The sequence below is a fragment of the Brenneria salicis ATCC 15712 = DSM 30166 genome, from assembly GCF_003315515.1.
Taxonomy (GTDB): Bacteria; Pseudomonadota; Gammaproteobacteria; order Enterobacterales; family Enterobacteriaceae; genus Brenneria; species Brenneria salicis.
Genome location: NZ_QNRY01000018.1, coordinates 12,828 through 38,325, shown reverse-complemented (window position 1 = coordinate 38,325; position 25,498 = coordinate 12,828). Strand labels below are relative to the sequence as shown.

Below are 25,498 nucleotides of genomic sequence, written 5' to 3'. Positions count from 1 at the left end.
ACACGCCGCCACTGATTCCTTCGCCCGCGCAAGATGCGTGGCGCTGGGGATCTCCCCGCTTTCTGGCCTGCATATTGCTTAGCCCGATCCGCCATAAAAAAGATAACTCCCCGGTGATGAAAGCCGGAAGCACGGGCTGGATTATTTTTCCTGACAACAGATGAAGGAGATGAAGGTGGGTGATGTGATGCGTCCTGTTCCATTTGAGCAGTTACTGGAAAGAATGTTTGCCGAATATCGGCAGAGCCGCGCTATTTTCGGTATTCCTGAAAGCCAGTTTTATCGGCGTGATCCTTCCCTGCAGATGCGGGTTTTCGGGGAGCGCTGCGATACGCCGGTTGGACCGGCGGCCGGACCGCATACCCAGTTGGCGCAGAATATCATTACCGCCTGGCTGACCGGCGGCAGCTTCATTGAATTAAAAACCGTCCAGATCCTTGATCGGCTGGAACTGGAAAAACCGTGCATTGATGCCGAAGACGAAGGATTCAATACCGAATGGTCCACCGAATTTACCCTGCCGAAAGCCGCGGATGAATATCTGAAAGCCTGGTTTGCCCTCTGGCTGCTGGAGTGCCTGTTTGCTCCGCGTCAGCCGGAGCAGGGACGATCATTTATCTTCAACATGAGCGTGGGTTATGACCTGAAAGGCATCAAACAGCCGCCGATGCAGAACTTTATCGCCACCATGATGGACGCGTCCGGCACGCAGGCGTTCAGCCGCTATCGGCAGATACTGACGCGCTGGGTAACCCGGCCTGATCGCCTCGGCGATATCATGCCGCTGGCGCGGCAGGCGGCGTTGCGTGCGTTGCCTGAGCGGATTTCCCCTCATCTGGTGCGCGGCGTCACCTTGTCCACCATGCACGGTTGCCCGCCGGATGAAATTGAAGCCATCTGCCGCTATATGCTGCAAGAAAAAGGGCTGCATACCTTTGTCAAACTGAATCCGACCTTGCTGGGTTATCGGCGGGTGCGCGAGATCCTGGATTGCTGCGGATTCGACTATGTGCGGTTGAACGAAGCCGCTTTTCTGCACGATCTGCAACTCGACCGGGCGCTGACCATGCTGGAACGCCTGTTGGCGCTGGCGCGCCAACAGCGGCTGGAGTTCGGCGTGAAGCTGACCAACACGCTGGGCGCGGTCAACCACAAGGCGCGTCTGCCGGGAGAGGAAATGTACATGTCCGGGCGGGCGCTGTTCCCGTTGTCCATCAATGTGGCGGCGGTGCTGTCGCGGCATTTTCAGGGACGGTTGCCCATCTCCTACTCCGGCGGCGCCAGCCAGCTAAATATTCGCGCCATCCATGAAACCGGCATTCATCCCATCACCCTGGCCACCGATCTGCTGAAACCGGGCGGCTATCTGCGACTTGGCGTCTGCGCGCGCGAACTGGAAAACTCGGATGGCTGGGCGCGGGAGACGGTGGATGTCGATCGTCTGGAGATGCTGGCCGCCGCCGCGCTGACCGCGCCTTATCACCAGAAGTCCTGGAAAAGCGACGAGACGATCACGGCGGGCGACAGCTTGCCGCTGTCGGATTGTTATGTCGCGCCCTGCGTCAGCGCCTGCGCCATTAAACAGGATATCCCGGAATATCTGCGTCTGGCCGGGGAGGGACGTTACGTCGATGCGCTGGAGTTGATTTATCAGCGCAACGCGCTGCCAGCCATCACCGGTCATATCTGCGATCATCAATGCCAGAATAACTGTACCCGGCTGGACTACGACCGCGTGCTGAATATCCGCGAGATCAAACGCATCGCGTTGGAAAAAGGCTGGCAGGGCTATCGGCAGCGCTGGTTCAAACCAGCCGGGTCCGGCAACCGCCATCCGGTCGCGGTGATCGGCGCAGGCCCCGCGGGGCTAGCGGTCGGTTATTTTCTGGCCCGTGCCGGTCATCCGGTTACCCTGTTCGAACGGGAAAAGGAAGCGGGCGGCGTGGTGCGGCATGTGGTGCCGAGGTTTCGTATTCCGGCGGAGAAAATTCAGCATGACATTGATTTCGTGGCCGCACACGGCGTGAAATTTGTCTATGGCTGTGACGCCGAACTGACGATCGACCAACTGCGCCGTCAGGGATTTACCTATATCTGCGTCGGGACTGGGGCGGCGCAAAGCCATCCGGTCACGCTGGCGGGGAACAATCCCGCCGTCTGGCCTTCGTTCCACTTCCTGCGGCGCTTTAATCAGGGGGAAAACGTCCAACTGGGGCGGTCGGTGGCGGTGCTGGGCGCGGGCAATACCGCGATGGATTGCGCCAGAGCCGCGCTGCGTGTGCCGGGCGTCGAACAGGTCACGGTGTTGTACCGGCGTGGCGAAAACGACATGCCCGCCTGGAAGGAAGAGGTGCGGGAAGCCAGAGCGGAAGGGGTGAATTTCCGCTTTATGGTCAATCCTGAGCGTTTCGAAACCGACGGCACGCTGCTATTGCGCGTGATGACGCCGGGTGAACCAGACGCGCAGGGGCGTCCGCGTCCGGTCGCCACCGAACTGCTGGAAACCCTGCACATGGATGCGTTGATTACCGCAGTCGGCGAGACTCCCGATGACCGGCATCTGGCGCGGATGGGCATCTCGTCCGGGGATGAAGGCAGACCGGCGGCGGACCCCCGCACGCAAGAAACGGCGCGGGAAAATGTCTTTCTGATCGGCGATGTGCAGAGTGGTTCCGCGTCGATTGTCGCCGCCATCGGCGCGGCCCGACGAGCGGCGGATACCATCCTGCGGCGGGAAAATATCCGTGACGGTCATGCCGCCAGACGTTGGCTGAATACCGATCCTGAAGATATCTACGCCCGCAAAGGGCAGATCGCCATCCGCTCGCTGTCGGCTGACGAGCCGGACGCGTTTGCCCGACAGGAAGCGCAGCGCTGTTTGTCATGTAACTACGTGTGCGCCAAATGTGTGGATGTCTGTCCCAATCGGGCCAATATTTCCGTTGCCGTGCCGGGTTTCCGCGATCGCTTCCAGACGTTGCATCTTGACGCTTATTGCAATGAGTGCGGCAACTGCGCCCAGTTTTGTCCCTGGGAGGGCAAGCCCTACCGGGACAAAGTGACGATCTTCAGTTTGCCGCGGGATTTTGCCAACAGCGGCAATCCCGGTTTCCTGCTGACCGACGATGGCGTGCGCGTGCGTTACCGCCAGCAGGTTTATCACCTGGATATCGACTCGCGGGGCCGCCTTGACGCGCCGCCGCCGGAGCTAACCGACATGTGCCGGATTATCACCCATATCTATCAACACCATCATTATCTGCTGGGCGCGGTGGAGGAATAAAGCATGCTGATACTACAGAACGTCACGGCGCTACAGTTTGTCCCGGCGCAGGTGAGCGAAGGAATGGATATCGCCATTGAAGGCGGCGTGATCGCCGATGTGGGCCGCAATCTGGCCTCACGTTATCCCACGGCGACGGTCAAAGCCATGCATGGCCGGCTGGCGATGCCGGGCATGGTGTGCGCCCATAGCCATTTCTATTCCGGGCTGGCGCGCGGCATGCTGGCCGATATCGCGCCCTGTCCCGATTTTATCTCCACGCTGAAACACTTGTGGTGGAAGCTGGATCGCGCCCTCGATGAAGAGTCACTCTATTACAGCGCGCTAACCTGCGCGCTGGAGGCTATTAAGCAGGGATGTACGGCGGTGATCGACCATCATGCCTCGCCCTCGTTGATCAGCGGTTCGCTGGATATTCTGCGCCAGGGGTTTCTCAAGGCCGGTCTGCGGGGCATGACCTGTTATGAAACCACCGATCGCAACGGCGGGCTGGACGAACTGCAACGGGGCGTGGAAGAGAATATCCGTTTTGCCCGGCGGATTGACGCCGACCGGCAGGCCGGACGGGAACCTTATCTGGTGGAGGCGCACATCGGGGCGCACGCGCCGTTTACCTTGCCGGACGCCGGGCTGGACATGCTGGCCGACGCGCTGCGGGAAACCGGACGCGGGTTGCACATTCATGTGGCGGAAGATCGTTACGACGTGTCTCACTGCCATCATCATTACGGCGTCGATCCCATGACGCGTCTGGAACAGGCGGGGTTACTCAACGAAAAAAGCCTGATTGCCCACGGTCTTTTTCTCTCCGCCGACGAGGTGGAAACCATCAACCGGCATCAGGCCTGTCTGGTGCATAACGCCCGTTCCAATATGAATAATCAGGTCGGCTACAACCAGCGGCTGGCGCAATACCGGCATGTGGCGCTGGGGACGGACGGTATTGGCGCGGACATGTTTGAAGAACTGAAATTCGCCTGGTTCAAACACCGTGATGCCGGAGGAACATTGTGGCCGGACAGCTTTCTGCGTTTTCTGCATAACGGCAACCATCTGCTCGAACAGAATTTTAACGCCCGCTTTGGTTGTTTGATGCCGGGTTATCAGGCCGATTTGACCATTTGCGATTACCTGCCGCCCACCCCGTTGTGCGGGGAGAATGTGGCCGGACACCTGGCTTTCGGCCTTAGCGCCGCCAGCGTACACAGCGTCATGGTGGCGGGAAATATGGTGTATGAGGATCGCCGCTTTCCGTTCGAGGTGGATGAAATCTACCGTCTTGCCCGCCAGAGCGCCGCCGGACTCTGGCGGCGGATGGATAAATTATCCATCCAATAGCGGTTGAATCACGGCGACCCGGAAAACGAAGGGGATCTCGAAATTAATAATAAGCCTGCAATTAATTGTTGTTCATCGTGATTTGGTGCGCTTGGTCAGCCATAAGGGTGACCGTATTTATTGATTAACGCTGGGATGGTTCAATATGAATAACCTATTACTTGTCGATAACATTGGGGAAATTCGTCAGTCGGGGACAACAGCGTCGCGGTTGTGTGGCGGCGGCATCCGTTCTTTTCGGTTATTGGGCGGCGCAGGCATGCTGGCGCTGGCATTATTTCATCCACCGGCGTGGGCCGATGAAACGACCAATACGGATAACGCCGCACGGACCTGTCAGCAGAGCGACAGCGGCGTGGCGAATTTTACCGCTATGTTCACCTGCGGTACGGTGCACGGTACGTTTCGTACTCTGTACTACTCCACCCATAATGCCTATTTCGTCAAAAACAATAATCAGGACACCGCCAGCTACGGCGGCAGCATCAAATACCTGACCGCCCCTTACCTGGGGCTCAGCTTCGGGGTCAGCGGCATCTTGCAGCGCGGTCTGTGGCACGGCGACGACAGCCGCATGGTTTCGGAACTGCGTGATAACCAGGATAATATCGGCGAGGCGTATGTTAACTGGCAGTATCGGCAATTGCGCATTACCGCTGGCAACCAGCGCCTCAATATTCCCTTTATCAGTGATTATGACTGGCGCATCACCCCGATCCTGTTCCGGGCGGTGGATGCGCGTTACGGGGATAAAGAGAATTTTGTTCACGCCACCAAAGCTTATCGCTACAAACCGTGGGGTTCCGATCAGTTTCTCAGCACCACCGCTTATACCAGCGTTCAGACCAAAACCAACGGCGTCTGGGCGGTGGGCGGCGGACAGGCGGTGCAATTAGGCGCGCAGAAACTGAAGGGCGAGCTCTGGTATGACGAGTATGACGACTATGTGCGGCTGTTTTTCACCGAAGCGCATCTGATTGACACCGACTCCGCCTGGACGCCCGACCTGGGGCTACAGTTCATGCGCGGCACCAGCGAGGGCAAGGCGTTGGCGGGCGAGGTGGACAATGTCAGCTACGGCGCGCAGTTCAGCTTTACCCCGACTCGAGACATCAAATGGTCGTTCAACTATAACCATATCGCCGCCAGCCACGATGCTTACGGCAATGGCGCGTTGGTGACGCCGTACTCCCGTCAGACCTCGTCGGGACGCTATTTCGCTCAGCCGTTCTTCACCAGTACTCAGGATCTGGGTTCCGGCAACGCCTATTCCACACGCTTATCCTATCAGGCGACGCCCGCGCTGACCGTGGGCGCTTATTATTCGTTTATGGATCTGCGCGAGTCGGTCAACCTGCCGAGCCGCAATCAGTCCGAATATCTGGTGTTCGCCAGCTATCAATTCAGCGGTGCGCTGAAAGGGCTGAGTCTGTCCGATTTCGTCGGTGTCCAGACCTCGCCGCGCTACGATCAGGATTTTTGGCAGAACCGCCTCTCGCTCCAGTACACTTTCTGATAACCAGCACGCCCGGCGATAGCCGGGCGCACACGCATCAGGGTTGCTCGTCGTGATCCGGCGATAAATCGCCAGTGGCCTGATGGATGCGCTCAATCTCTTCCATGCGCTGACGCGCCTGATGCGGAAACTGTAACGCCATTTCCCCGGCCAGAAAATTAATCACGCTGATGCTGACGGCATAGGAATCGAAGATGGTGCGGCTGCTGGTCTGGCAGGCCAGCACCACGTCCATCCGCGCATTGATGGAGGAGATCAATTTTTCGCACAGACAAATCATTTTGACCTGTTTGCTTTGCGCCACCGCCACCAGCTTGTTGAGGATGCTGACCCGGCGCGGAAAATCCACCACCAGCAGCACGTCCTGCGCGTGCATATCGGCGAGGTTATCGACAAAGCGTCCGGCATTATCATTCACCAGCCGTACATCGGGACGGATATTGGAAAACACCGCCAGCGCGTAATAGGCGGAAATATAGCTGTTGCGAAAGCCGGTAACCCAGATATGACGGGCATCGCCCAGCAGCCTGACCGCCTGTTGCAGATTGTCGGTGAAGACGGCGTCGTGCGTGCGGTCCAGATTCTTTTTATCGGTATCGATATGCGCTAGCCAGCGATCGTAGGTGTTTTGCGCGCCGTGCCGGGTGTTATCAAAATGGGTTAACGGCGACTGACCGGCGACTTGCGGCGGTCGGAACGTATTGCGGAACTGGTTGAAATCGGCAAAACCCAGATGACGGAAGCAGCGTGCCGCTGTGGATTTCGACACCTCCGCCAACTGCGCCAGTTCGGTCGCGCTATAGCTCGCCAGATTATGCTGGTGGTGCAACAACGTGCTGACGAATTTCTGTTCCGCCGCCGACAAGGTGGGATGCAGTCGGCGGATCAGATCCTGCAAGTCACCCAGTGTCGCCACCGGATGGGGAGTAGACCTCTTTGGCATGGGCGATCGCTCATTTTGATACGGTTGTTTCTCATTGATTGTCGGATTGAAACAACAGGGCCAGAAAAAAGCAAGCCCTGAACTGTGTGGGCAGGAAAATAGTCAGACGGGCCGTCGCGCATTTCAACTGCCGCGATAGGTGGACCAAGACCACGGCGAGATCAAAAACGGCAGATGATAATGACCGCCGTCATTGGGCAGCGTGAATTCAATTTGGGCGATCACATACAGGGTATCGCGCTGGTGGGCGGCGAACCACGCGCCGATATCGGCGGTCAACCGATAATGGCCGCCCGCCAGCGGCGTCGGCGTCAAATCTCGGATGCGCCCGTCCTGATCGGTCTGGCGCTCGGTCAGGCCGCGCCAGCGCTGCGCCTGATACTGTTCCAGCCGCACGGTCACCCCTTGCGCCGGCGCGCCCAGGGCGGTGTCCAGAATATGTGTGGTAATGGTGTTCATGGTTGTACTATCCCTTCCAGTCGCAATAAGGTGATCTGGCGTAATTGCGCCAGCGCTTCCTGAATTTCCTGTTGTTCGCTGTTCTGCAAACGTCGCTGTAATTCCTGCAAGATTTCTTCGGCGCTGCGCCCGCTGGCGCGGATTAAAAAAATGCGTCCGAACGTCGCTTCATAGCGGGCATTACCTGCCTGTAGCGCCAAAAGCGCCTCATTGTGCGCTGGCGTCACCCCGGCCTGTTCCTGACGCGACAGGCGTGCGTGCGCCACCTCGCCCTGCGGTTTCTCGCCGATGCGCGGGTGCGCCGACAGCGCCTGATCCAGATCGCCGATCCGCCAGCCCTCGCTGGCTTGGGCGGCGGCGGCCAGCAACGCGGCCCGGTCAGAATAGGGACGACCGGAAACCACGCGCGCCGCCCAGTCGGGCAACGCGACGCACGGAGACAACAGCGCCGTGGCTTGCGCCGCGTCGATCTGATTGAAATGGTCGAGTGTTATCACAATGGGACTGCTCCTGTGTGCCGATGTCATCATGGTTTACTGTAAACGTGTAGCAATTCATATGCCACGCCGATAGTGACCGCTTAACAATGCTGGCGGGTTACTGCGCCGACCATGCAACAAAAGGTTTATTGCTGAGTCAATAAGCAACATTAATTTCACTTTTAGCGCAAATTTCTGCTTTTTTGCACAAAAATAGTGCGAGTGGGCATTGGCATTGTGGCGTGTTGCGTCTATCTCCCTTGCCTTCAGCGCGATCACCGGGGTTGGTATGCAAATTGCTGGCTTGAAGAGAGCATCTGATGGAGAGCGATATGAAAGCCTTGGTGATTGGCGCGGGGATCGGCGGATTGTCCGCCGCCGTCGCGCTGCGCAATATTGGCATCGACTGCGAGGTATTTGAAGCGGTAGAGGCCATCAGACCGGCGGGCGCGGCGATATCGGTGTGGCCTAACGGCGTGAAATGCATGAACTACCTGGGAATGGGCGACGTGATGCGACGCCACGGCGGGCTGATGAACAGCATGGCCTATTGCGATTTCCGCAGCGGCGATGATCTGACGCGCTTTAGTCTGGAACCGTTGGTAGAGCGGGTGGGGGAGCACCCCTATCCGGTGGCGCGGGCGGAACTGCAACAGCAAATGCTGGCGTTCTGGGGGGAGTCACGCGTGGCGTTCGGTAAGCGGCTGAATCAGGTGCAGGCGGATGACAACGGCGTGCGCATTGGATTCACCGATGGCGGCGAGGCATACGGCGACTTCCTGATCGCCGCCGACGGTACCCATTCGGCGGTGCGTCCTTACGTGCTGGGTTACGCCCCGGAGCGCCGCTATGCGGGCTATGTCAACTGGAACGGTCTGGTGACGGCGGATGAAACGCTGGCGCCGACCCAGCAATGGACCACCTTCGTCGGCGAGGGCAAACGCGTGTCGCTGATGCCGGTGGCGGATGGCCGCTTCTACTTCTTCTTTGACGTACCGCTGCCCAAAGGCTTGCCAGAGGATCGCACCACGCTGCGTGCCGATCTGCAACGCTACTTCGCAGGCTGGGACGATCGGGTGCAGCGGCTGATTGCCACGCTGGAACCGCAGACCACCAACCGGATAGAGATCCACGATATTGAACCGTTCAGCCCGCTGGTGCGAGGCCGGGTCGCGCTGCTGGGGGATGCCGCGCACAGCACTACGCCGGATATCGGGCAGGGCGGCTGCGCGGCGATGGAGGATGCGGTGGTGCTGGCCATGACGTTGCAAACCTATTCGCTGGGGATAGAGGATGCGCTGGCGCGGTATCAGGCGCGACGTCTGCCGCGGGTGACGGATCTGGTGCTGAAGGCGCGCAAACGTTGCGATATCACCCACGGCAAATCCTGGCCGCACACCCAGGCGTGGTATGACTCGCTGCGCAGCGAAACGGGCGAGCACATTATGGCCGGTTTGTATGACACCATTGTCGGCGGTCCGTTGGGCTGACGGTGTGGTTCCTTTATCGGTGCGGCAGCGTGCGCCATGCCGCTATCACTTATTACCGGCCCGCCGACCGGAGTGACGTTAGACAGGAGAACTAATGATTGAATTCCTGCTTGGATCGACGCTGGTCAGCGAAACATCCATTGATCCGAATACCACCGTACTCAACTACCTGCGCCGACAACGAGGGCGCATCGGCACCAAAGAGGGCTGCGCGTCCGGTGATTGCGGGGCCTGTACCGTCGTCGTGGCGGAGGTGGAGGATGACCGGCTGCGTTATCGCAGCGTCAACGCCTGCCTGACATTATTGTCCGCGCTGCATGGCAGGCAATTGCTGACCGTGGAAGATCTGCGTCAGCAGGGACAACTGCATCCGGTGCAACAGGCGCTGGTGAAGCATCATGCTTCGCAGTGCGGCTTCTGCACGCCGGGCATCGCCATGTCGTTATTTGCCCTGCACAAGCACCCGGAAGCGCGTCACAGCCAGGCGTTGAGCGGCAATCTGTGCCGTTGCACCGGTTACCGGCCGGTTGCCGATGCCGCGCGCGAATGCGATCGCGCGCTGGCGGATAGTTTCAGTCAGGATGAGCGGCAAACCGTCGCCAGACTGCGGGCGATTGCCGGGCCGACGACGCTCACCGGCGGCGGACATCACTGTCAGATCCCGGCGGATCTGGCGCAGTTGGATGCCGCTATCGCCAGCGCGCCCGACGCCCGCCTGATGGCGGGCGGCACCGATCTGGCGCTGGAGATAACTCAACACCGGCGCGTCTTATCGCACTTGATTGATATCAGTCAGGTGGCGGAACTGCATACATTGGAAGCCAGACCAGACAATTTGCTGATTGGCGCGGCGGTGACGCTGAGCGACTGTGAAACCTTTCTACAGCCCCATCTGCCCGCGTTCAGCAAGATGCTGACCCGCTTTGCCTCGCGCCAGATCCGTAACCGCGGCACGCTGGGCGGCAACCTTGCCAATGCTTCTCCTATCGGCGATGGCGCGCCGACGCTGCTGGCATTGGGCGCCCGGCTGCGGCTGCGTTGCCGTGGGCAGGAGCGGGAACTCCCGCTGGAGCAATTCTTTTTGAGTTACCGCCAGACCGCGTTACAGCCGGGCGAATATATTCGTCAGATTGTCATCCCGCGTCCGGCGACGACGCAGCGGCTGCTGATCGCCAAAGTGTCCAAGCGGCGGGAGGACGATATTTCCGCAGTGTTTGCCGCCTGTCTACTGGAGTTATGCGACGAGCAGGTGGCGAGCGTGCGGCTGGCCTACGGCGGCATGGCGGCGATCCCGGCACGAGCGGCGGGCGCCGAAGCCGCGTTGCTGGGACGGCGGATGGATGCGTCGGCGCTGGCGGACGCGGCGCAGGCGCTGGCCCAGGATTTCGCGCCGATCAGCGACCTGCGCGCCAGCAGCCACTATCGGCTGCGGGTGGCGCAGAATTTGCTGCGCCGTTTTGCCTTATCCAGCCACCTGTCGGCGGCGCAACTGGAGGTTGATGACTATGTCTGATACGTCTTTTGGCGCTGAGGCTGACGATCGCCGGCAATGGTTTGCCGAACCTGCCGTTGGTCAGGTCGGCAAATCGCTGCCCCATGAGAGCGCTGAACGCCATGTGAGCGGCGAGGCGTTGTACATCGACGACAGACCCGGAACGGCTGACGCTCTGCATCTGGCGCCCCGGCTGAGCGAACACGCGCATGCCCGCATCCTCGGCATCGATATCGCCCCTTGCTATCGTATCCCCGGCGTTGAGAAAGTGATCACCTGGCGCGACGTGCCGGGCGAGTTGGATGTCGGCCCGTTGGTGCCTGGCGATCCGCTGCTGGCGCGTGACGAAGTGACCTATCTGGGGCAGGTGGTGCTGGTGGTGGCCGCCATTGATGAGGACACCGCCCGCCGTGCCGCCGCCGCTGCGGTGATCGACTATCAGCCGTTGCCCGCGCTGCTGGATGTTGAGGAAGCGCTGACGCGCGGCGAATTCGTCGATCAACCGCACCAGCATCGGCGCGGCGATGCTGACGCGGCGCTGGCTGCCGCGCCGCACCGGTTGACGGGGCGGCTGCATATTGGCGGACAGGAGCATTTTTATCTGGAAGGACAGGCGGCGATGGTGACGCCGGAGGAAAACGGCATGCTGGTGTACAGTTCGACCCAGAATCCGACCGAGGTGCAGAAGCTTGTGGCGTCGGTGCTGGGGCTGCATCAGCATGACGTTACGGTGGACACGCGGCGCATGGGCGGCGGTTTCGGCGGCAAAGAAACCCAGGCGGCGGGCATCGCTTGTCTGTGCGCGGTGGCCGCCCGTATTACCGGGCGCACGGCGCGCATGCGGCTCAACCGGCGCGACGACATGCTGATGACCGGCAAGCGGCATCCGTTTCTGGCGCGTTATCAGGTGGGCTACGACGATCAGGGCCTGCTGCTGGCCCTGAAACTGGATTTGATCGCCAATTGCGGTCACTCGGCGGATCTGTCGGGATCGATTGTCGATCGCGCCATGTTTCATGCCGACAACGCTTACTACCTGAGCGATGTGATCATCACCAGTTATCGCTGCCGTACCCACACCGCGTCCAATACCGCGTTTCGCGGTTTCGGCGGGCCGCAGGGAATGATGGCCATCGAGAATATCATGGATGCCATCGCCCGCGAACGCGGACGGGATGTGCTCGCGGTGCGTCGGCTCAATTATTACCGCGACCCGCAGCGTAATATCACCCATTACGGCCAGCGGGTGGAAGACAACCTGCTGGAAGAGATGACTGAACAGTTGTGTCGCAGCGCGCAGTACGCGCAGCGACGGGCGGAGATTGACGCCTGGAACCGCGCCGATCCGGTGCTGCGTCGCGGGCTGGCGCTAACGCCGGTCAAATTCGGCATCTCCTTTACCGCCAGCTTTCTCAATCAGGCCGGCGCGCTGCTGCTGATGTATACCGACGGCACCCTGCAACTCAACCACGGCGGCACCGAAATGGGACAAGGGCTGCATACCAAGGTTATCCAGGTGGTGGCCAGCGTATTGGGCGTGTCGCCGGAGCATATCCGCATCACCGCCACCAGTACCGGCAAGGTGCCTAATACCTCGCCCACCGCCGCCTCTTCCGGCACCGACCTTAACGGCAAAGCGGCGGAACAGGCGGCGCTGACCTTGAAACAACGGCTGGTGGATCTGCTGTGCCGCGAATATGGCCTGACCGCCAGCGACATCGACTTTAATAACGGACTGGCGCGCGCCGGTGAACGGCTGATGACGCTGGCGGAGGTGGCGAAACTGGCGCATTTCCGTCAGGTGTCGCTGGCCAGCCAGGGCTACTATTCCACGCCCACGGTGCACTACGACCGCAGCAGCGCGCACGGCAGCCCGTTTTACTATTTCGCTTACGGCATGGCCTGCGCCGAAGTGGTGGTGGATACCCTGACCGGCGAATACCGGGCGACGCAGGTGGATATCCTGCATGACGTCGGCGCCTCGCTGAATCCGGCTATCGACATCGGCCAGGTGGAGGGCGGTTTTGTGCAAGGCATGGGCTGGCTGACCAGCGAAGAACTGGTGTGGAACGACGAGGGCCGTTTGCTGACCGACGGCCCCGCCAGCTACAAGATCCCCACGTTCGGCGACAGGCCGACGCGCTTCAATGTCCGGCTGGTGGAGAACCGGGTCAACCCGAAACAGACCGTGTTTCACTCCAAAGCGGTGGGGGAACCGCCGTTTATGCTGGCGATTGCGGTGTGGTGCGCGTTACGCGACGCGGTGGCCGGGCCGCACGGGAAAGCGGTGCGGCTGGATGCGCCCGCCACGCCGGAACGGGTATTGGCAGCGATTGAAGCGGCGCGATCATAGGCTGTCTCAACAGGTGCAACGGCAGAGGAGCATCACGCCGTTGCACTGTATCGGCGCACCAAAATGAGACGTCCGGTGGACGGTTCACCGCTATCGTTGCCAACGATGAAATAAATTTTATATTCATATCAAAAAATTAACAAATGTGACCCGATGATGACGATCTGGTATCGATATTGCTTTATCTGGCACAGTTGTTTTGGTTTTTATTTTTTTCTGAAAATGTTGTGCCAATCGTTATCCACAGCCAGCAGTCGGCTGCCCGACATGACCCTGACAAAAGGAAAGTAAAACGATGCTGATCCCCAGGTTTCACCCGTTGTCTCAACTGTATCGCGCGGCTGTGTTCGCCGCCGCCGCCGCTCTGTCGCTGGCTGCCAATGCAGCCGAACCGATAAAGGTCAAATTCTCTCTCGACTGGCGTTTTGAAGGCCCGTGCGCCCCGTTTCTCATGGCGCAGGCCAAGGGCTATTTCCGTGATGAAGGACTGGATGTGACGATTGATTCCGGTAATGGTTCGTCCGGCGCCGTCACTCGCGTCGCCACCGGCGCTTATGATATGGCTTTTGCTGATTTCAACTCGCTGGTCGAGCAGGAATCACAGCATCCGGGCATGGGGATCAAGGGTGTGTATATGCTCTATAACTCCACGCCCGCCGCCATTTTCGTATTGAAAAGTTCAGGCATCACCAAGCCGGAACAGCTACGCGGCAAGACGCTGGCGGCGCCGGTATTCGAAGCCTCACGCAAATCCTGGCCTGCGCTGGCGCAAAAGGCCGGCATCAATAAGGACGACGTCACCTGGCAAACGGTGGATTCCACCGTCAGCGCCAACATGCTGGTGCGGCGCAACGTGGACGGCATCGCCAACTTCTTTTTCACCGGTCTGCTGAATCTGGAGGCACGCGGGCTGAAAGAGAGCGATCTGGTGATCTTTCCCTATGCCGACTACGGCGTGAACCTGTACGGCAACACCGTGATCGCCAGCAAAAACATGCTGGATAACCATCCTGAGGCGGTAAAAGGTTTCCTGCGCGCGCTGAACCGGGCGCTGAAAGAGACGCTGGCCGATCCAGAGGCGGCGGTGCAGTTCGTCAAGCAGAAGGATCAACTGATCAATGTCGCGCTGGAAACCCGCCGTCTGAAGCTGGTGATCGATAAGCTTGTCATCACGCCGGAAAGTCGTCGGCTGGGGCTGGGCGATGTGGACCCGGCGCGGATGCAGCAATCCATTACCACCCTCGTTGACGCTTTCGGCCTGAAAAACGCCCCGGACAGCGCCACATTGTTTACCCGCGAGATGCTGCCCGCGTCGGCTGAACGCACGTTGCCGTAATCCGTAATGTTCAACCGTGGTTAACGGAGAGGGAACCTGATGAGCTTCGTGAAATTTGACAATGTCAGCCTGGCTTACAACGCCGATGGTCAACTGGCGATTAAAGACATTAATTTCCAGATTAATGAAAACGAGTTTGTGGCGTTGGTCGGGCCATCCGGCTGTGGTAAATCCACCTTTATGAAATTGACGTCAGGTCTGATTTCCCCCACGCAAGGCTATGTTTTTGTCAACAATCGCGAGGTGAAAGGGCCGCAGAAAGGGGTGGGCATGGCGTTTCAGGCGTCCAATCTGTTGCCGTGGCGCACCACCTTACAGAACATCATGTTGCCGATGGAAATTGTTGAGCCATTCCGCAGCACGCTGCGCCGCCAACGCAAGGCGTATGAGGAACAGGCGCGCGCGTTGCTGGCGCGCGTGGGGCTGGCGGGATGCGAGGACAAATATCCCTGGGAACTGTCCGGCGGCATGCAGCAGCGCGCCTCTATTTGTCGGGCGCTGATCCACAAACCGCGATTGCTGATGCTCGACGAACCCTTCGGCGCGCTGGACGCCTTCACGCGTGAGGAACTGTGGTGCATGGTGCGCGATCTGTGGCAGGACTCGCCGTTTACCGTGGTGCTGGTGACGCACGATCTGCGGGAGGCGGTGTTTCTGGCCGATACGGTATATGTGATGAGCACCCGGCCAGGACAGATCGTCAGCCGCCGCACTATCGATCTGCCGCGTCCCCGGCAGATCGACGTCACCTTTACCGATGCCTTCTCAGCCCATGTGCTGGCGCTGCGCGGGCATATCTCTTCCGTGCGTTCTTCGTAATAAAGGCGTTTATCCATGGCTCGCGTTTCCCATTCAACCCTGATGAAGCTGGCCCCCTGGTTGCTTCTGCTGTTCATTGTGCTGCTGTGGCAGGTGATTGTGACGGCGTTCAGCATTCCTGAATATCTGTTTCCGTCGGTGACGCAGGTGGCGGTCGCGTTGGTGGCCGACTGGCGTCCAATCATGACCCACTCGTTGCAAACGCTGTACACCACGCTGGCGGGGTTTGCGCTATCGATTGTGGTCGGCCTGCTGCTGGGCATTGCGGTCGGCGCGTCCTCGCTGGTCTATCGTTCGCTGTATCCCATTCTGGTGGGATTCAACTCGATCCCTAAAGTCGCCTTTGTGCCGGTGCTGGTGGTGTGGTTCGGCATCGGCACCATTCCGGCCATCGCCACCGCGTTTCTGATCTCGTTTTTTCCGATTGTGGTCAACGTGGCGACCGGGCTGGCGACGGTGGAGCCGGAGCTACAGGACGTGCTGCGTTCGCTGGGCGCCTCGCGTCTCGACATTCTGAAGAAAGTCGGCCTGCCGCGAGCGCTGCCGTACTTTTTCGCCTCGCTGAAAGTAGCGATTACGCTGGCGTTTGTCGGTTCGGTGATCTCGGAGACGGTGGCCTCCAATCTGGGTATCGGCTACCTGATGATGTCCGCCAGTTCCACCATGAATATGGCGTTGGTGTTCGCCGGGTTGCTGGTGATCGGCGCCATGGGCGTGGTGATGTATGAACTGTTCGCATTTATCGAGAAGCGCATGACGCATTGGGCGCATCGCTAATCCGCCGCGGGCGGCAAGGCGTCCGCGGTGGTTAAGGAAACAACATGAACCAAAGTCTGACAATCAACGGCGATCGCCTGCTGGCGTCGCTGCAAGCATTGGGCGCGCTGGGCGTATTGCCTGGCGGCGGCGTTTGTCGTCTGGCCCTGACGGAACAGGATCGCCAGGGCCGCGACTGGACGGTGCGGCAGATGCGTGAACTGGGGCTGACGGTACGCGTGGACGCCATCGGCAACGTGGTGGGCATCATGGATGGCGCGCAGCCGGGTGCGCCGGTGATGATGGGATCGCATATCGATACCGTCGCCACCGGCGGCCTGTATGACGGCAACTACGGGGTACTGGCCGGGCTGGAGGTGATCGCCGCCCTGCGCGATGCCGGCGTTACGCCGCGGCGTCCGCTGGCGGTGGCCTTTTTCACCAATGAGGAAGGTTCGCGCTTTCAGCCGGACATGATGGGCAGTCTGGTGTATCAGGGCGGTCTGGCGCTGGACGCGGCGCTGACGACCCAGGGTATCGACGGGGTGACGGTGGGCGATGCGCTGCGCGCTATCGACTATGACGGCGACGCGCCGGTGGGTTGTCCGCAGGTGGACAGTTATCTGGAATTGCATATCGAGCAAGGCCCGGTGCTGGATCAGGAAGGGATAGACATCGGGGTGGTGGAAGGGGTGCAGGGCATCTGCTGGACGGCGTTCACCTTGCGTGGGGTAGCCAATCATGCCGGCACCACGCCGATGCGCCTGCGCCGTGATGCCGGTTACGTGGCGGCGCGTATTGCCGTCTTCGCCCGTGAACTGGCGCAGCATCTTGGCGGCGATCAGGTGGCGACGGTCGGGCATGTGACCGTGACGCCGAATCTGGTCAACGTCATTCCCGACACGGTCGAACTGACGGTGGATTTGCGCAATACCGACGCTCAGGCGCTGAACCGCGCCGAGCAGCAGCTTCTGGCGTTCGCCGACGAACTGGCGACGGCGGAGGGCGTCAGCCTCAGCGCCCGATCGCTGGCGCGTTTTGAACCAATCTCATTTGATGCCGACATGGTGGCGTTGGTGGAATCCCAGGCGCGGGCGCTCGGCCTGTCGACGCGGCGCATGCCCAGCGGGGCGGGACACGATGCCCAGATCCTGGCGCGCGTCTGTCCGGCGGCGATGATTTTTGTACCCAGCGTCGATGGCCTCAGCCATAACATCCGTGAATTTACCGCAGCCGCCGATCTGGTGGCGGGCGCGAACGTATTACTGCGCGCCGTACTGCAACGTACCCAGCGATAGGGACGCCAGCAACCCAAGGGAGAAGATGATGACCCGTTATATCAATGTCGCCATCGGCCAACTCGGTCCGGTGAACAGGAACCATAACCGCGCGTCGGTGGTGGCGCGCCTGATGAAACTGATGCGCGAAGCGCACACGCTGGGCGCTGATCTGATCGTGTACCCGGAACTGGCGCTGACCACGTTTTTCCCGCGCTGGTACATCGAGGACGAGCAGGAGTTGGACGCCTGGTTCGAATCGTCAATGCCGAATGCGGACACCCAGCCGCTGTTCGAACTGGCTGGCGAGCTTAACATCGGTTTCTATCTTGGCTACGCCGAGTTGGTCGTCGAAGCGGGAGTAAAACAACGTTATAACACCGCCATTCTGGTGGATAAGACCGGCGAGATTGTCGGTAAATACCACAAAGTTCATCTGCCGGGACACCGGGAACACGAGCCCTGGCGCGCCTTTCAGCATCTGGAGAAGCGCTATTTCACGCCAGGGGACGATTTTCCGGTGTACGCCGCTTTCGGCGGCGTGATGGGCATGGCGCTGTGCAATGATCGCCGCTGGTGCGAAACCTACCGGGTAATGGCGCTCAACGGGGTGGAGATGGTGCTGATTGGCTACAACACCCCGGTGCATAACGCGCCCGCGCCAGAGCATGATGATCTGTCGCTGTTTCACAACCAGTTGTCGATGCAGGCGGGCGCCTATCAGAACGGCACCTGGGTGGTGGGCGTCGCTAAGGCCGGTAACGAAGAAGGGGTGGAGCATATCGGCGGTAGTTGCATTATTGCGCCGTCGGGAGAAGTGGTGGCCCGCTGTGTGACCAAGGGAGACGAAGTAGCGATCGCCCACTGCGATCTGGACTTTTGCCAGCGATACAAACGTACCACCTTTGATTTCGATGCCCATCGTCAGCCGCGCGCCTACCAGCCAATCGTCACCCTGAAAGGAGAGACGCTGGCGGCTGACGGTACGCCGCGTCCTTGATAACTGTCTTTCGTCGTTGATAACGATCTCTCAATGTGAGACGGCGTCGCGCAAAATGAGAATTCGTCGCCGTCCATTCCTGATGTGTTGATCTATTACATTGAATAATAATGTAAAAAATAAAATTTATTTTCATGTTCGGTTGGTATGGCGATTGCTCTGTAAACGGGTATCGCCGCTGCCGGTACAGGGGCATGATTTTTTTTGAACGGTTTTTTGTGAGCCTTGGAGAACAGTTATGCAAACATCCCTGGCGGGCCGGGAAGTCCCGCGTGTAGATGGTCAGGCGAAGGTGAGAGGCAGCGCGATCTATGGCGACGACATCAAAATGAAAGGGATGTTATATGGCGTCTGCCGCTATGTGGATATTGCCGCAGGCAGCATCGAGGCGCTGGATCTGAGCGCCGCGCTTCAGGTGCCGGGGGTGGTGAAGATCGCCACCTGGCGCGATGTGCCGGGCAACAATAAAATCGGCGTGGTGATCGCCGACTATCCGCCGCTGGTTGAGCGTAACGTCGCGTTTCGCGGCGACGTGGCGGCGGTGGTGGCTGCCGACAGCTATGAAGCGGCTTGTCTGGCTGCTGAACGCATTCGCATCGATTATGCGCCGCGCGAGCCAATCACCTCGGTGGAACAAGCGTTGGCGCCGGGCGCGCGGCTGATTCATCCCGATCGCGACAGCAACGTCATCAATCACCATCATACCGTCAAAGGGGATATCGACGCCGGATTCGCCGCATCGCATCATATTTTCGAGCGGGAATATCAGGTGGGTTATCAGGAACACGCCTATATCGAACCGGAGTCCGTTACCGCCTATCTGGATGCCGACGAGCAGATCATGACCATTGCCGGTTCGGTGCAGAACGCGCACCGGGTGCGCGGTATGGTGGCGCGCTATCTCGACTTGCCGCAGGCGCGGGTGAATGTCAAACGTTCAGTGCTGGGCGGTTCGTTCGGCGGCAAGGACGACATCATCGATCATCTGGCTTGCCGCGCCGCCCTGCTGTGTCACCTCACCGGGCGGCCGGTGAAGTTCAGCTACAACCGCGAGCAGTCGATGCGGGAGAGCTATAAACGCCATCCCTATATCATGAAGTACAAGATCGGGCTGGACGAGCAGGGACGTATTCTGGCCATGAAAATCGGCATTCTGGCCGATGGCGGCAGTTATGCCGGCCAGACGCCGTTCGTTACCTGGCGCAGTTCGGTACAGGCAGCCGGCCCGTATCTGATCCCCCATGTGCGGGTGGATATCACCGGCGTTTACACCAATAACAATTACACCTCGGCATTCCGCGGCTTTGGCGCGCCGCAGGTGATTTTCGCCAACGAATCGCTGCTGGATGAAGTGGCCGCCAGCCTCGGCCTGTCGCCGGTGGAACTGCGGCGGCGCAACGTGCTAAAACAAGGCGATACCAGCATGGCTGGTCAGGTATTCGATCGGCATACCGTGTCGGCGCTTCAGGCGTTGGATGCCGCCTGCGCCAAGGTGGAGTTCGAGCAAAAGCGCCGGCATTACGCCCAACTTAACGCCCAGGGCGGGCCGGTGCGCTATGGCATTGGTCTGGCGCTCAGTCACCGCGGCTGTTCGCTCGGCGCGGAAGGATTGGATGCGTCGTCGGCGCTGCTTCAAGTCAATGCTGACGCCAGCATCAACATCTCCACTTCGGTGTCGGAGAACGGGCAGGGGTTGCAGACCGCCATGTCGCTGATCGCCGCTGAAGCGTTCGGCGTGCCGCTGGAACGGGTGATGTTCAGCGATCCGGCAACCGCGATGATTGCCGATGGCGGCTCCACCGTGGCCTCGCGCGGCACGTTGATGGGCGGTCAGGCGATCCTCAACGCGGCGGAAACCCTTAAGCGGCGCATGGCGTCGGTGGTGGCGTCCGCTCTGGGGGCGGAGGACATTGACGACCTGTGCTGGCAGGATGGCATGGTCTTCAACCGCGCCGTACCGATACATCGGCTGACCTTTCGGCAGGTGGTGGACATGACCCGCGCCACCGGCGCCAATCTGTCCGCTTATGGCTGGCATGTGGCGCCGGATATCCACTGGGACGAGGAGAAAGGCTGCGGCAGCCCCTATTTCACCTGGGTGTACGGCTGCCAGGTGGCAGATGTGGCGGTTGACACCCGCACCGGCAAAATCACTCTGCTGCATGCCACTGCGGTGCATGACGTCGGCAAAGTGATCAATCCGGTGGGGTTTGCAGGCCAGGTTTATGGCGGCGTGGTGCAGGGCATGATCGGTTATGGCATGCTGGAGGATTTCAACATCGAACAAGGCGAGGTGAAGTCGGAAAATTTCGACACCTATCTGCTGCCCACGATCCGCGATGTACCGGAAATCGATGTCATCGCGCTGGAAAATCCTGATCCGGCGGGGCCCTACGGCGCCAAAGTGATTGGCGAACCGGTGCTGGAACTGGGCGCGGCGGCGCTCAACAACGCGGTCAGCTTCGCTATTGGCCGCTGGAACCGCACGTTGCCGCTGACGCTGGAACAAGTACGTCTGGGTTACAACCTGAAAAAGCCGGTGCGTCAGAGCGAGGTGAAAACCAGCATGACCGGCAAACAGACGCCGCGGCTCAATACCCTGACGCTGATGCAGCCGGCTTCGCTGGACGAGGCGCTCAGCCTGATGGCGCAGCCTGATACGGTGGCGATCGCGGGCGGCACCGACCTGCTGGTGCAGGCGCGTATGGCGTCCGGCCCGGTGAACGCGGTCAATATCGCCGGGCTGACGGCGTTGTGCGACATCCACGCCGACGAGCAAGGCGTATCCATTGGCGCTGGCGTCTGTTTCAGCGATCTGGCGGCGCACCCGATATTGCGTCGGGATTATCCCTTGCTGGTCAACGCCTGCCGCACCATTGGCTCATTGCAACTGCGTAACCGCGCCACGCTGGGCGGCAATATCGTCAACGCCGCGCCGTGCGCCGATTCGGTGCCGCCGTTGATTATTCATGATGCACAGGTGGAGTTGCGCAGCGCGCAACACACGCGCAGGTTGCCGCTGGCGGCGTTTATCACCGGCGGCTATCGCACCTTATTGGCGCAAGGCGAACTGTTGACGCGGGTTTTGCTGCCGCCCCCGCCGTCGATGCCGTTGCGGCAGCATTATCTGCCGTTGGGCCGCCGCAACGCGCTGAATATTACCCGTCAGAGCCTTACCGCGCAGTTCAGGTTGGACGACTATGGCGCGGTTATCTGGTGCCGTCTGGTGGACGGCGCGTTGCTGAACCGTCCCCAGCGTTTGCTTGCCGTAGAGCAGGCGTTGTCAGGGCGACCGCTAACGGCGCAAACCATCGATCTGGCGGCGGAGGCGCTGCGTGCCCTGGCCGAGGATGCCATCGGCGGTCGCTGGTCGGCGGGCTATAAAATACCGGTGTTTGTCGACATGTTCCGTCAGGTCGCCGATGAGGTGTTGCATGACTGGCGGCAAGGAGCGAAAAAATGAAGAATATCTCACTGAAAGTCAACGGCATCCGCGTGCGCGCCGAGGTGGAGGACCAGACGCGGCTACTGGATTTTCTGCGCGAGGATCTGGATCTGACCGGCACCAAGGAGGGTTGCTCGATCGGGGAGTGCGGCGCTTGTACCGTGATCATGAACGGGCGGGCGGTGTGCGCCTGCCTGTTGCTGGCCGCCCAGTGTCAGGACGCGGAGATCACCACCGTGGAAGCGTTGCAGCACGATCCGGTGGGCATGCGGCTGCAACAATCGTTTGTGCGGCATGGCGGCGTACAGTGCGGCTTCTGCACTCCCGGCGTGCTGATGAGCACCAAAGCGCTGCTGGATCGCAATGCCCATCCTGACGACGAGGAAATCCGTGAAGCGCTGGAAGGCAACCTGTGCCGTTGCACCGGCTATTTGCCGATTATCAAGTCCATCAAAGCGGTGCTGGCGGAGTGAACGGCGACGGCGGCATGCCGGAGAAAGTGTGCGTGATGCTGGCCGCCGGGTTGTCCAGTCGGATGGGCGAGTGGAAAATGATGCTGCCGTTTCAGGGCGGTACGGTGCTGGACAGCGCACTGGCTAACGCGCTGGCGTTTTGCGATCGGGTGGTGCTGGTCACCGGCTATCGCGGCGACGTGCTGCAACGACGCTATGCCGGACATCCGCGTATCGTCGCGCGCCACAACGCCGACTATCCGCAAGGCATGTTCTCTTCGATCCGCTGTGGCGTGGCGGCCACGCAACCGGGGCCGTTCTTTCTGGCGCTGGGCGATATGCCGACCGTGACGCCGAGGGTGTATCAGCAACTGTGGCGGCAACGCGACGACCAGTGCCTGATCCCGGTGCATGCCCACGGTAAGGGACATCCGGTATTGTTGCCCGCCGGACTGCGAGCGGCGATCGGCGCACACAGCGGGGACGCTTCGCTCAGGCAGCTTATTCAGGATTACGGCGCCCGACTGGTGCCGGTGGATGACCCCGCCATTCACTGGGATATGGACACGCCACGTCAGTACGCTCAATTATTGGCGCATCAGTCGGCGCGCGTCGGCGTAAGCGATGAGTTTTCGCCGGACGCGGCATTCAGCGGGATAGCGATTTTATCCACCACATTCATGGATTGTCCGTGAGTGCGGTTTTTCACCTGCAAAAGTTCGGCCAGGACGCTGATGGCGATCTCCTCCGGTGTTTCCGCGCCGATATCCAATCCGATGGGCGAACGCAACTGATTGATCGTCTCTTCGCTAACGCCTTGCTTGCGCAGCGCGGCTTTCAGCGTCTGCACTTTGCGTCGGCTGGCGAGCAAACCCAGATAAGCAACCTGAGCAGGGATAAGCCGGGTCAGCGCTTCCCGATCCTGATTGTTGGTGGCGATAATCACGAAGCAGTTGTCATTCAACTGTAGTTCGTCAATGGCCAGGGTGAAGGTGTCGGCGTGAATGCGTCGGCATTGGGGCGGTAATTGCGCAGGGTCCAGATTACCCGGCCAGATGTCCAGCACCGTGATACGAAATCCCAGCGGGGCGGCCGCCTGCGCAATCGCCCGGTTGACGTGGCCGCCGCCGACCAGGATCAACGCAGGCCGTTGCAGATGCACCGCGATATGCACAGTCATCGCCCCGCCGCAGTCCGAACCAATGGCGCCTTCCCCTTGTCGGGCCATACGTCCCTGAAAGACGCGCGACTCGCCTTGCGCCAGCGCTTGCAGCGCCTGTTCCAGCACCAGTCTTTCCATCATGCCCCCACCGATGGTGCCCGTCATATTTCCCTGATCATCCACGATCATTCCGGCGGCATGGCGCGGCGTGGAACCGCGACTCTCGATAATCTGAATAAACGCGAAACTGAGGTTGTTCTTTTCCAACTCAGCCGCATGAGCAAACAGTCCGATCATTCAGGTTTTCCCCTTTTGTTGTCAGTTGGCCTGCACCGCCGTGCGTGGAGGTTCCAGAGCGATTTACCATAGCGATTTACCATAGCGATTTACCATAAAAACTAAGCAAAAGTTGTGCCTGTTCGCCGCAGCGGTAGCGTTTATTTTTAAGCGTATCTTTTTTAAATTTTCATTTTTTAAATTTTAATTGTGGTATGGCAATTGCTAAATAATTGTTAATAGATACATCATGAGCAGGATCAGCAACAGGGGATGAACATGTCGGCGACCTATACGCAGGCCATACGAGGCAGTTTTTTTGATATTACCGCGCCAGCGGAAAACCCGGCGCAGATTGTTCGTCAGGCGCGTTACTTTGAGGATGGATTGTTATTGATTAATGCAGGCAAAATTCTCAGTCTGACGCCGTGGCATGAGGGAGAGAAACTGCTTGATGATGGACAAGAGATTATTGATTACCGGGGTAAAATCATTATGCCGGGGTTCATCGATACCCATATTCATTATCCGCAAACTGAAATTATCGGCGCTTACGGCGAACAATTGCTCGAATGGTTGCAGCGTTACACCTTTCCGGCGGAAAGCCAGTATGGGTGTCCGCGTCATGCGGCGCGGATGTCGGCGTTTTTTCTGCGCCAGTTGCTCAGTAACGGCACCACCACCGCACTGGTTTTTGGTACGGTGCATCCAGAATCGGTGGAAGCGTTGTTCAGCGCGGCGCAACAGTTGGAGATGCGGTTTATCGCCGGCAAAGTCATGATGGATCAGAACGCGCCGGATGAACTGACAGAAACCCCGGCGGACAGTTATCAGCAGACGCGGGAACTGATCCTGCGTTGGCATAAGCGTGGCCGTCTGGGTTATGCCCTGACGCCACGTTTCGCCCCTACGTCGTCGCCTGCATTGTTATCCGCCGTTCAGCGTCTGCGTGAAGAGTTTCCTGATGTCTGGATGCATACGCATCTGAGTGAAAACCAGCAGGAAATCGCCTGGGTCAAATCCCTGTATCCTGAACATGACGGTTATCTGGATGTCTACGATCACTACCATCTGACCGGACGGCGCAGCGTGTTTGCTCACTGTGTGCATCTTGAGGAACATGAGTGGGATCGCCTGCGCCACACCCGGTCATCGATCGCGTTTTGCCCCACCTCCAATCTGTTTTTGGGCAGCGGCTTATTCCGGCTGCAAACCTGCTGGGATAAGTCGGTATTGATGGGCATGGGGACGGATGTCGGCGCGGGAACCACGTTCAGCATGTTGAAAACGCTGGGAGAGGCCTACAAGGTGGGTCAGTTGCAGCATTATTCCCTGTCCGCCTGTGAAGCGGTTTATCACGCCACGCTCGGCGGCGCCAGAGCGCTGGATCTGGATACGGTGGTCGGCAACTTCAATAGCGGCAAAGAGGCCGATTTCGTGGTGCTTGATCCGGCGGCGACGCCATTGCAGCGATTGCGTCAGGCGAACAGCCAGACCATTTTTGAACGGTTGTTTGTCCTGATGACGCTGGGCGACGAGCGCAATATCGCCGCTACCTGGATAAACGGCCAATGTGTCTGGCGGCAGGGCGACGAGGAGATGGTGGCCTGAATCCGGCGCGG

At 59.7% G+C, this 25,498-nt stretch carries 19 protein-coding genes; 15 read left to right on the top strand and 4 right to left on the bottom strand.

What is annotated here, in order from left to right; translation table 11 throughout:
• The first annotated feature begins 175 nt into the window (after positions 1–175).
• The 3 genes from ygfK to DES54_RS09650 all read left to right on the top strand — a co-directional run bounded on the left by ygfK (position 176) and on the right by DES54_RS09650 (position 6,137).
• Positions 176–3,283 carry a putative selenate reductase subunit YgfK gene (ygfK, locus tag DES54_RS09660; RefSeq protein WP_113866888.1) on the top strand — a complete coding sequence of 1,036 codons (3,108 nt, stop codon included), beginning with the start codon at positions 176–178 and terminating at the stop codon, positions 3,281–3,283.
• Between the two features lie 3 nt (positions 3,284–3,286).
• Positions 3,287–4,621, top strand: a complete 1,335-nt coding sequence (gene ssnA / locus DES54_RS09655) for a putative aminohydrolase SsnA (protein WP_113866840.1) — start codon at positions 3,287–3,289, stop codon at positions 4,619–4,621.
• A gap of 259 nt (positions 4,622–4,880) precedes the next feature.
• Positions 4,881–6,137, top strand: a complete 1,257-nt coding sequence (locus DES54_RS09650) for an OprD family outer membrane porin (protein ID WP_113866886.1) — start codon at positions 4,881–4,883, stop codon at positions 6,135–6,137.
• A 37-nt stretch (positions 6,138–6,174) separates the two neighbouring features.
• Here DES54_RS09650 and DES54_RS09645 read toward each other — a convergent pair whose 3' ends face one another.
• From DES54_RS09645 to uraD, 3 genes are all read right to left on the bottom strand, one after another.
• Positions 6,175–7,080 (bottom strand): MurR/RpiR family transcriptional regulator, encoded by a 906-nt coding sequence (locus tag DES54_RS09645; protein WP_113866839.1) that lies wholly within the window; start codon positions 7,078–7,080, stop codon positions 6,175–6,177.
• 123 nt (positions 7,081–7,203) lie between these two features.
• Positions 7,204–7,539 (bottom strand): hydroxyisourate hydrolase, encoded by a 336-nt coding sequence (gene uraH / locus DES54_RS09640; RefSeq protein WP_113866837.1) that lies wholly within the window; start codon positions 7,537–7,539, stop codon positions 7,204–7,206.
• Complete coding sequence (gene uraD / locus DES54_RS09635) at positions 7,536–8,036, bottom strand: 2-oxo-4-hydroxy-4-carboxy-5-ureidoimidazoline decarboxylase (protein WP_113866835.1); 501 nt, start codon at positions 8,034–8,036, stop codon at positions 7,536–7,538. The genes uraH and uraD overlap by 4 nt, the downstream gene beginning before the upstream one ends.
• A gap of 314 nt (positions 8,037–8,350) precedes the next feature.
• Here uraD and hpxO point away from each other — a divergent pair, with 314 nt between their 5' ends.
• From hpxO to DES54_RS09580, 11 genes are all read left to right on the top strand, one after another.
• Complete coding sequence (gene hpxO / locus DES54_RS09630; RefSeq protein ID WP_113866833.1) at positions 8,351–9,508, top strand: FAD-dependent urate hydroxylase HpxO; 1,158 nt, start codon at positions 8,351–8,353, stop codon at positions 9,506–9,508.
• 94 nt (positions 9,509–9,602) lie between these two features.
• Positions 9,603–11,021: a xanthine dehydrogenase small subunit gene (xdhA, locus tag DES54_RS09625; RefSeq protein WP_113866831.1), complete on the top strand. Its 1,419-nt coding sequence runs from the start codon at positions 9,603–9,605 to the stop codon at positions 11,019–11,021.
• Complete coding sequence (gene xdhB / locus DES54_RS09620; RefSeq protein ID WP_113866828.1) at positions 11,014–13,353, top strand: xanthine dehydrogenase molybdopterin binding subunit; 2,340 nt, start codon at positions 11,014–11,016, stop codon at positions 13,351–13,353. Before xdhA ends, xdhB begins: the two co-directional genes overlap by 8 nt.
• 295 nt (positions 13,354–13,648) lie before the next feature.
• Positions 13,649–14,689, top strand: a complete 1,041-nt coding sequence (locus tag DES54_RS09615; RefSeq protein WP_113866826.1) for an ABC transporter substrate-binding protein — start codon at positions 13,649–13,651, stop codon at positions 14,687–14,689.
• Between the two features lie 39 nt (positions 14,690–14,728).
• Positions 14,729–15,508, top strand: coding sequence for an ABC transporter ATP-binding protein (locus tag DES54_RS09610; protein WP_113866824.1), 780 nt, complete (start codon positions 14,729–14,731; stop codon positions 15,506–15,508).
• 15 nt (positions 15,509–15,523) lie between these two features.
• Entirely contained in the window at positions 15,524–16,285 is a 762-nt protein-coding gene (locus tag DES54_RS09605; RefSeq protein ID WP_113866822.1) for an ABC transporter permease, read from the top strand.
• A gap of 44 nt (positions 16,286–16,329) precedes the next feature.
• Positions 16,330–17,562, top strand: coding sequence for a Zn-dependent hydrolase (locus tag DES54_RS09600; protein WP_113866820.1), 1,233 nt, complete (start codon positions 16,330–16,332; stop codon positions 17,560–17,562).
• 28 nt (positions 17,563–17,590) lie between these two features.
• Positions 17,591–18,541 carry an N-carbamoyl-D-amino-acid hydrolase gene (locus DES54_RS09595; protein ID WP_113866818.1) on the top strand — a complete coding sequence of 317 codons (951 nt, stop codon included), beginning with the start codon at positions 17,591–17,593 and terminating at the stop codon, positions 18,539–18,541.
• A 238-nt stretch (positions 18,542–18,779) separates the two neighbouring features.
• The gene (locus tag DES54_RS09590) at positions 18,780–22,004 is read left to right on the top strand and encodes a molybdopterin cofactor-binding domain-containing protein (RefSeq protein ID WP_113866816.1); all 3,225 of its coding nucleotides are present in this window, start codon (positions 18,780–18,782) and stop codon (positions 22,002–22,004) included.
• Complete coding sequence (locus tag DES54_RS09585) at positions 22,001–22,459, top strand: (2Fe-2S)-binding protein (protein ID WP_113866814.1); 459 nt, start codon at positions 22,001–22,003, stop codon at positions 22,457–22,459. The genes DES54_RS09590 and DES54_RS09585 overlap by 4 nt, the downstream gene beginning before the upstream one ends.
• Complete coding sequence (locus DES54_RS09580) at positions 22,399–23,133, top strand: nucleotidyltransferase family protein (protein ID WP_240634951.1); 735 nt, start codon at positions 22,399–22,401, stop codon at positions 23,131–23,133. Before DES54_RS09585 ends, DES54_RS09580 begins: the two co-directional genes overlap by 61 nt.
• On the opposite strand, the gene DES54_RS09575 is transcribed toward DES54_RS09580, so the two are convergent.
• The gene (locus tag DES54_RS09575; protein ID WP_211185854.1) at positions 23,037–23,897 is read right to left on the bottom strand and encodes an XdhC family protein; all 861 of its coding nucleotides are present in this window, start codon (positions 23,895–23,897) and stop codon (positions 23,037–23,039) included. The two genes, DES54_RS09580 and DES54_RS09575, sit on opposite strands and share 97 nt — an antisense overlap.
• A 258-nt stretch (positions 23,898–24,155) precedes the next feature.
• On the opposite strand from DES54_RS09575, the gene guaD reads away from it, so the two are divergent.
• A complete protein-coding gene (gene guaD, locus DES54_RS09570; RefSeq protein ID WP_113866812.1) occupies positions 24,156–25,487 on the top strand; it encodes a guanine deaminase in 1,332 nt (443 codons plus the stop codon).
• Positions 25,488–25,498 lie beyond the last annotated feature (11 nt).

What these genes read in the sequence shown, in the direction of transcription:
- ssnA (WP_113866840.1), top strand. Translation starts at nt 3,287, where the DNA reads ATGCTGATACTACAGAACGTCACGGCGCTACAGTTTGTCCCGGCGCAG.
- DES54_RS09650 (WP_113866886.1), top strand. Translation starts at nt 4,881, where the DNA reads ATGCTGGCGCTGGCATTATTTCATCCACCGGCGTGGGCCGATGAAACG.
- DES54_RS09645 (WP_113866839.1), bottom strand. Translation starts at nt 7,080, where the DNA reads ATGCCAAAGAGGTCTACTCCCCATCCGGTGGCGACACTGGGTGACTTG.
- uraH (WP_113866837.1), bottom strand. Translation starts at nt 7,539, where the DNA reads ATGAACACCATTACCACACATATTCTGGACACCGCCCTGGGCGCGCCG.
- hpxO (WP_113866833.1), top strand. Translation starts at nt 8,351, where the DNA reads ATGAAAGCCTTGGTGATTGGCGCGGGGATCGGCGGATTGTCCGCCGCC.
- xdhA (WP_113866831.1), top strand. Translation starts at nt 9,603, where the DNA reads ATGATTGAATTCCTGCTTGGATCGACGCTGGTCAGCGAAACATCCATT.
- xdhB (WP_113866828.1), top strand. Translation starts at nt 11,014, where the DNA reads ATGTCTGATACGTCTTTTGGCGCTGAGGCTGACGATCGCCGGCAATGG.
- DES54_RS09615 (WP_113866826.1), top strand. Translation starts at nt 13,649, where the DNA reads ATGCTGATCCCCAGGTTTCACCCGTTGTCTCAACTGTATCGCGCGGCT.
- DES54_RS09610 (WP_113866824.1), top strand. Translation starts at nt 14,729, where the DNA reads ATGAGCTTCGTGAAATTTGACAATGTCAGCCTGGCTTACAACGCCGAT.
- DES54_RS09605 (WP_113866822.1), top strand. Translation starts at nt 15,524, where the DNA reads ATGGCTCGCGTTTCCCATTCAACCCTGATGAAGCTGGCCCCCTGGTTG.
- DES54_RS09600 (WP_113866820.1), top strand. Translation starts at nt 16,330, where the DNA reads ATGAACCAAAGTCTGACAATCAACGGCGATCGCCTGCTGGCGTCGCTG.
- DES54_RS09595 (WP_113866818.1), top strand. Translation starts at nt 17,591, where the DNA reads ATGACCCGTTATATCAATGTCGCCATCGGCCAACTCGGTCCGGTGAAC.
- DES54_RS09590 (WP_113866816.1), top strand. Translation starts at nt 18,780, where the DNA reads ATGCAAACATCCCTGGCGGGCCGGGAAGTCCCGCGTGTAGATGGTCAG.
- DES54_RS09585 (WP_113866814.1), top strand. Translation starts at nt 22,001, where the DNA reads ATGAAGAATATCTCACTGAAAGTCAACGGCATCCGCGTGCGCGCCGAG.
- DES54_RS09575 (WP_211185854.1), bottom strand. Translation starts at nt 23,897, where the DNA reads ATGATCGGACTGTTTGCTCATGCGGCTGAGTTGGAAAAGAACAACCTC.
- guaD (WP_113866812.1), top strand. Translation starts at nt 24,156, where the DNA reads ATGTCGGCGACCTATACGCAGGCCATACGAGGCAGTTTTTTTGATATT.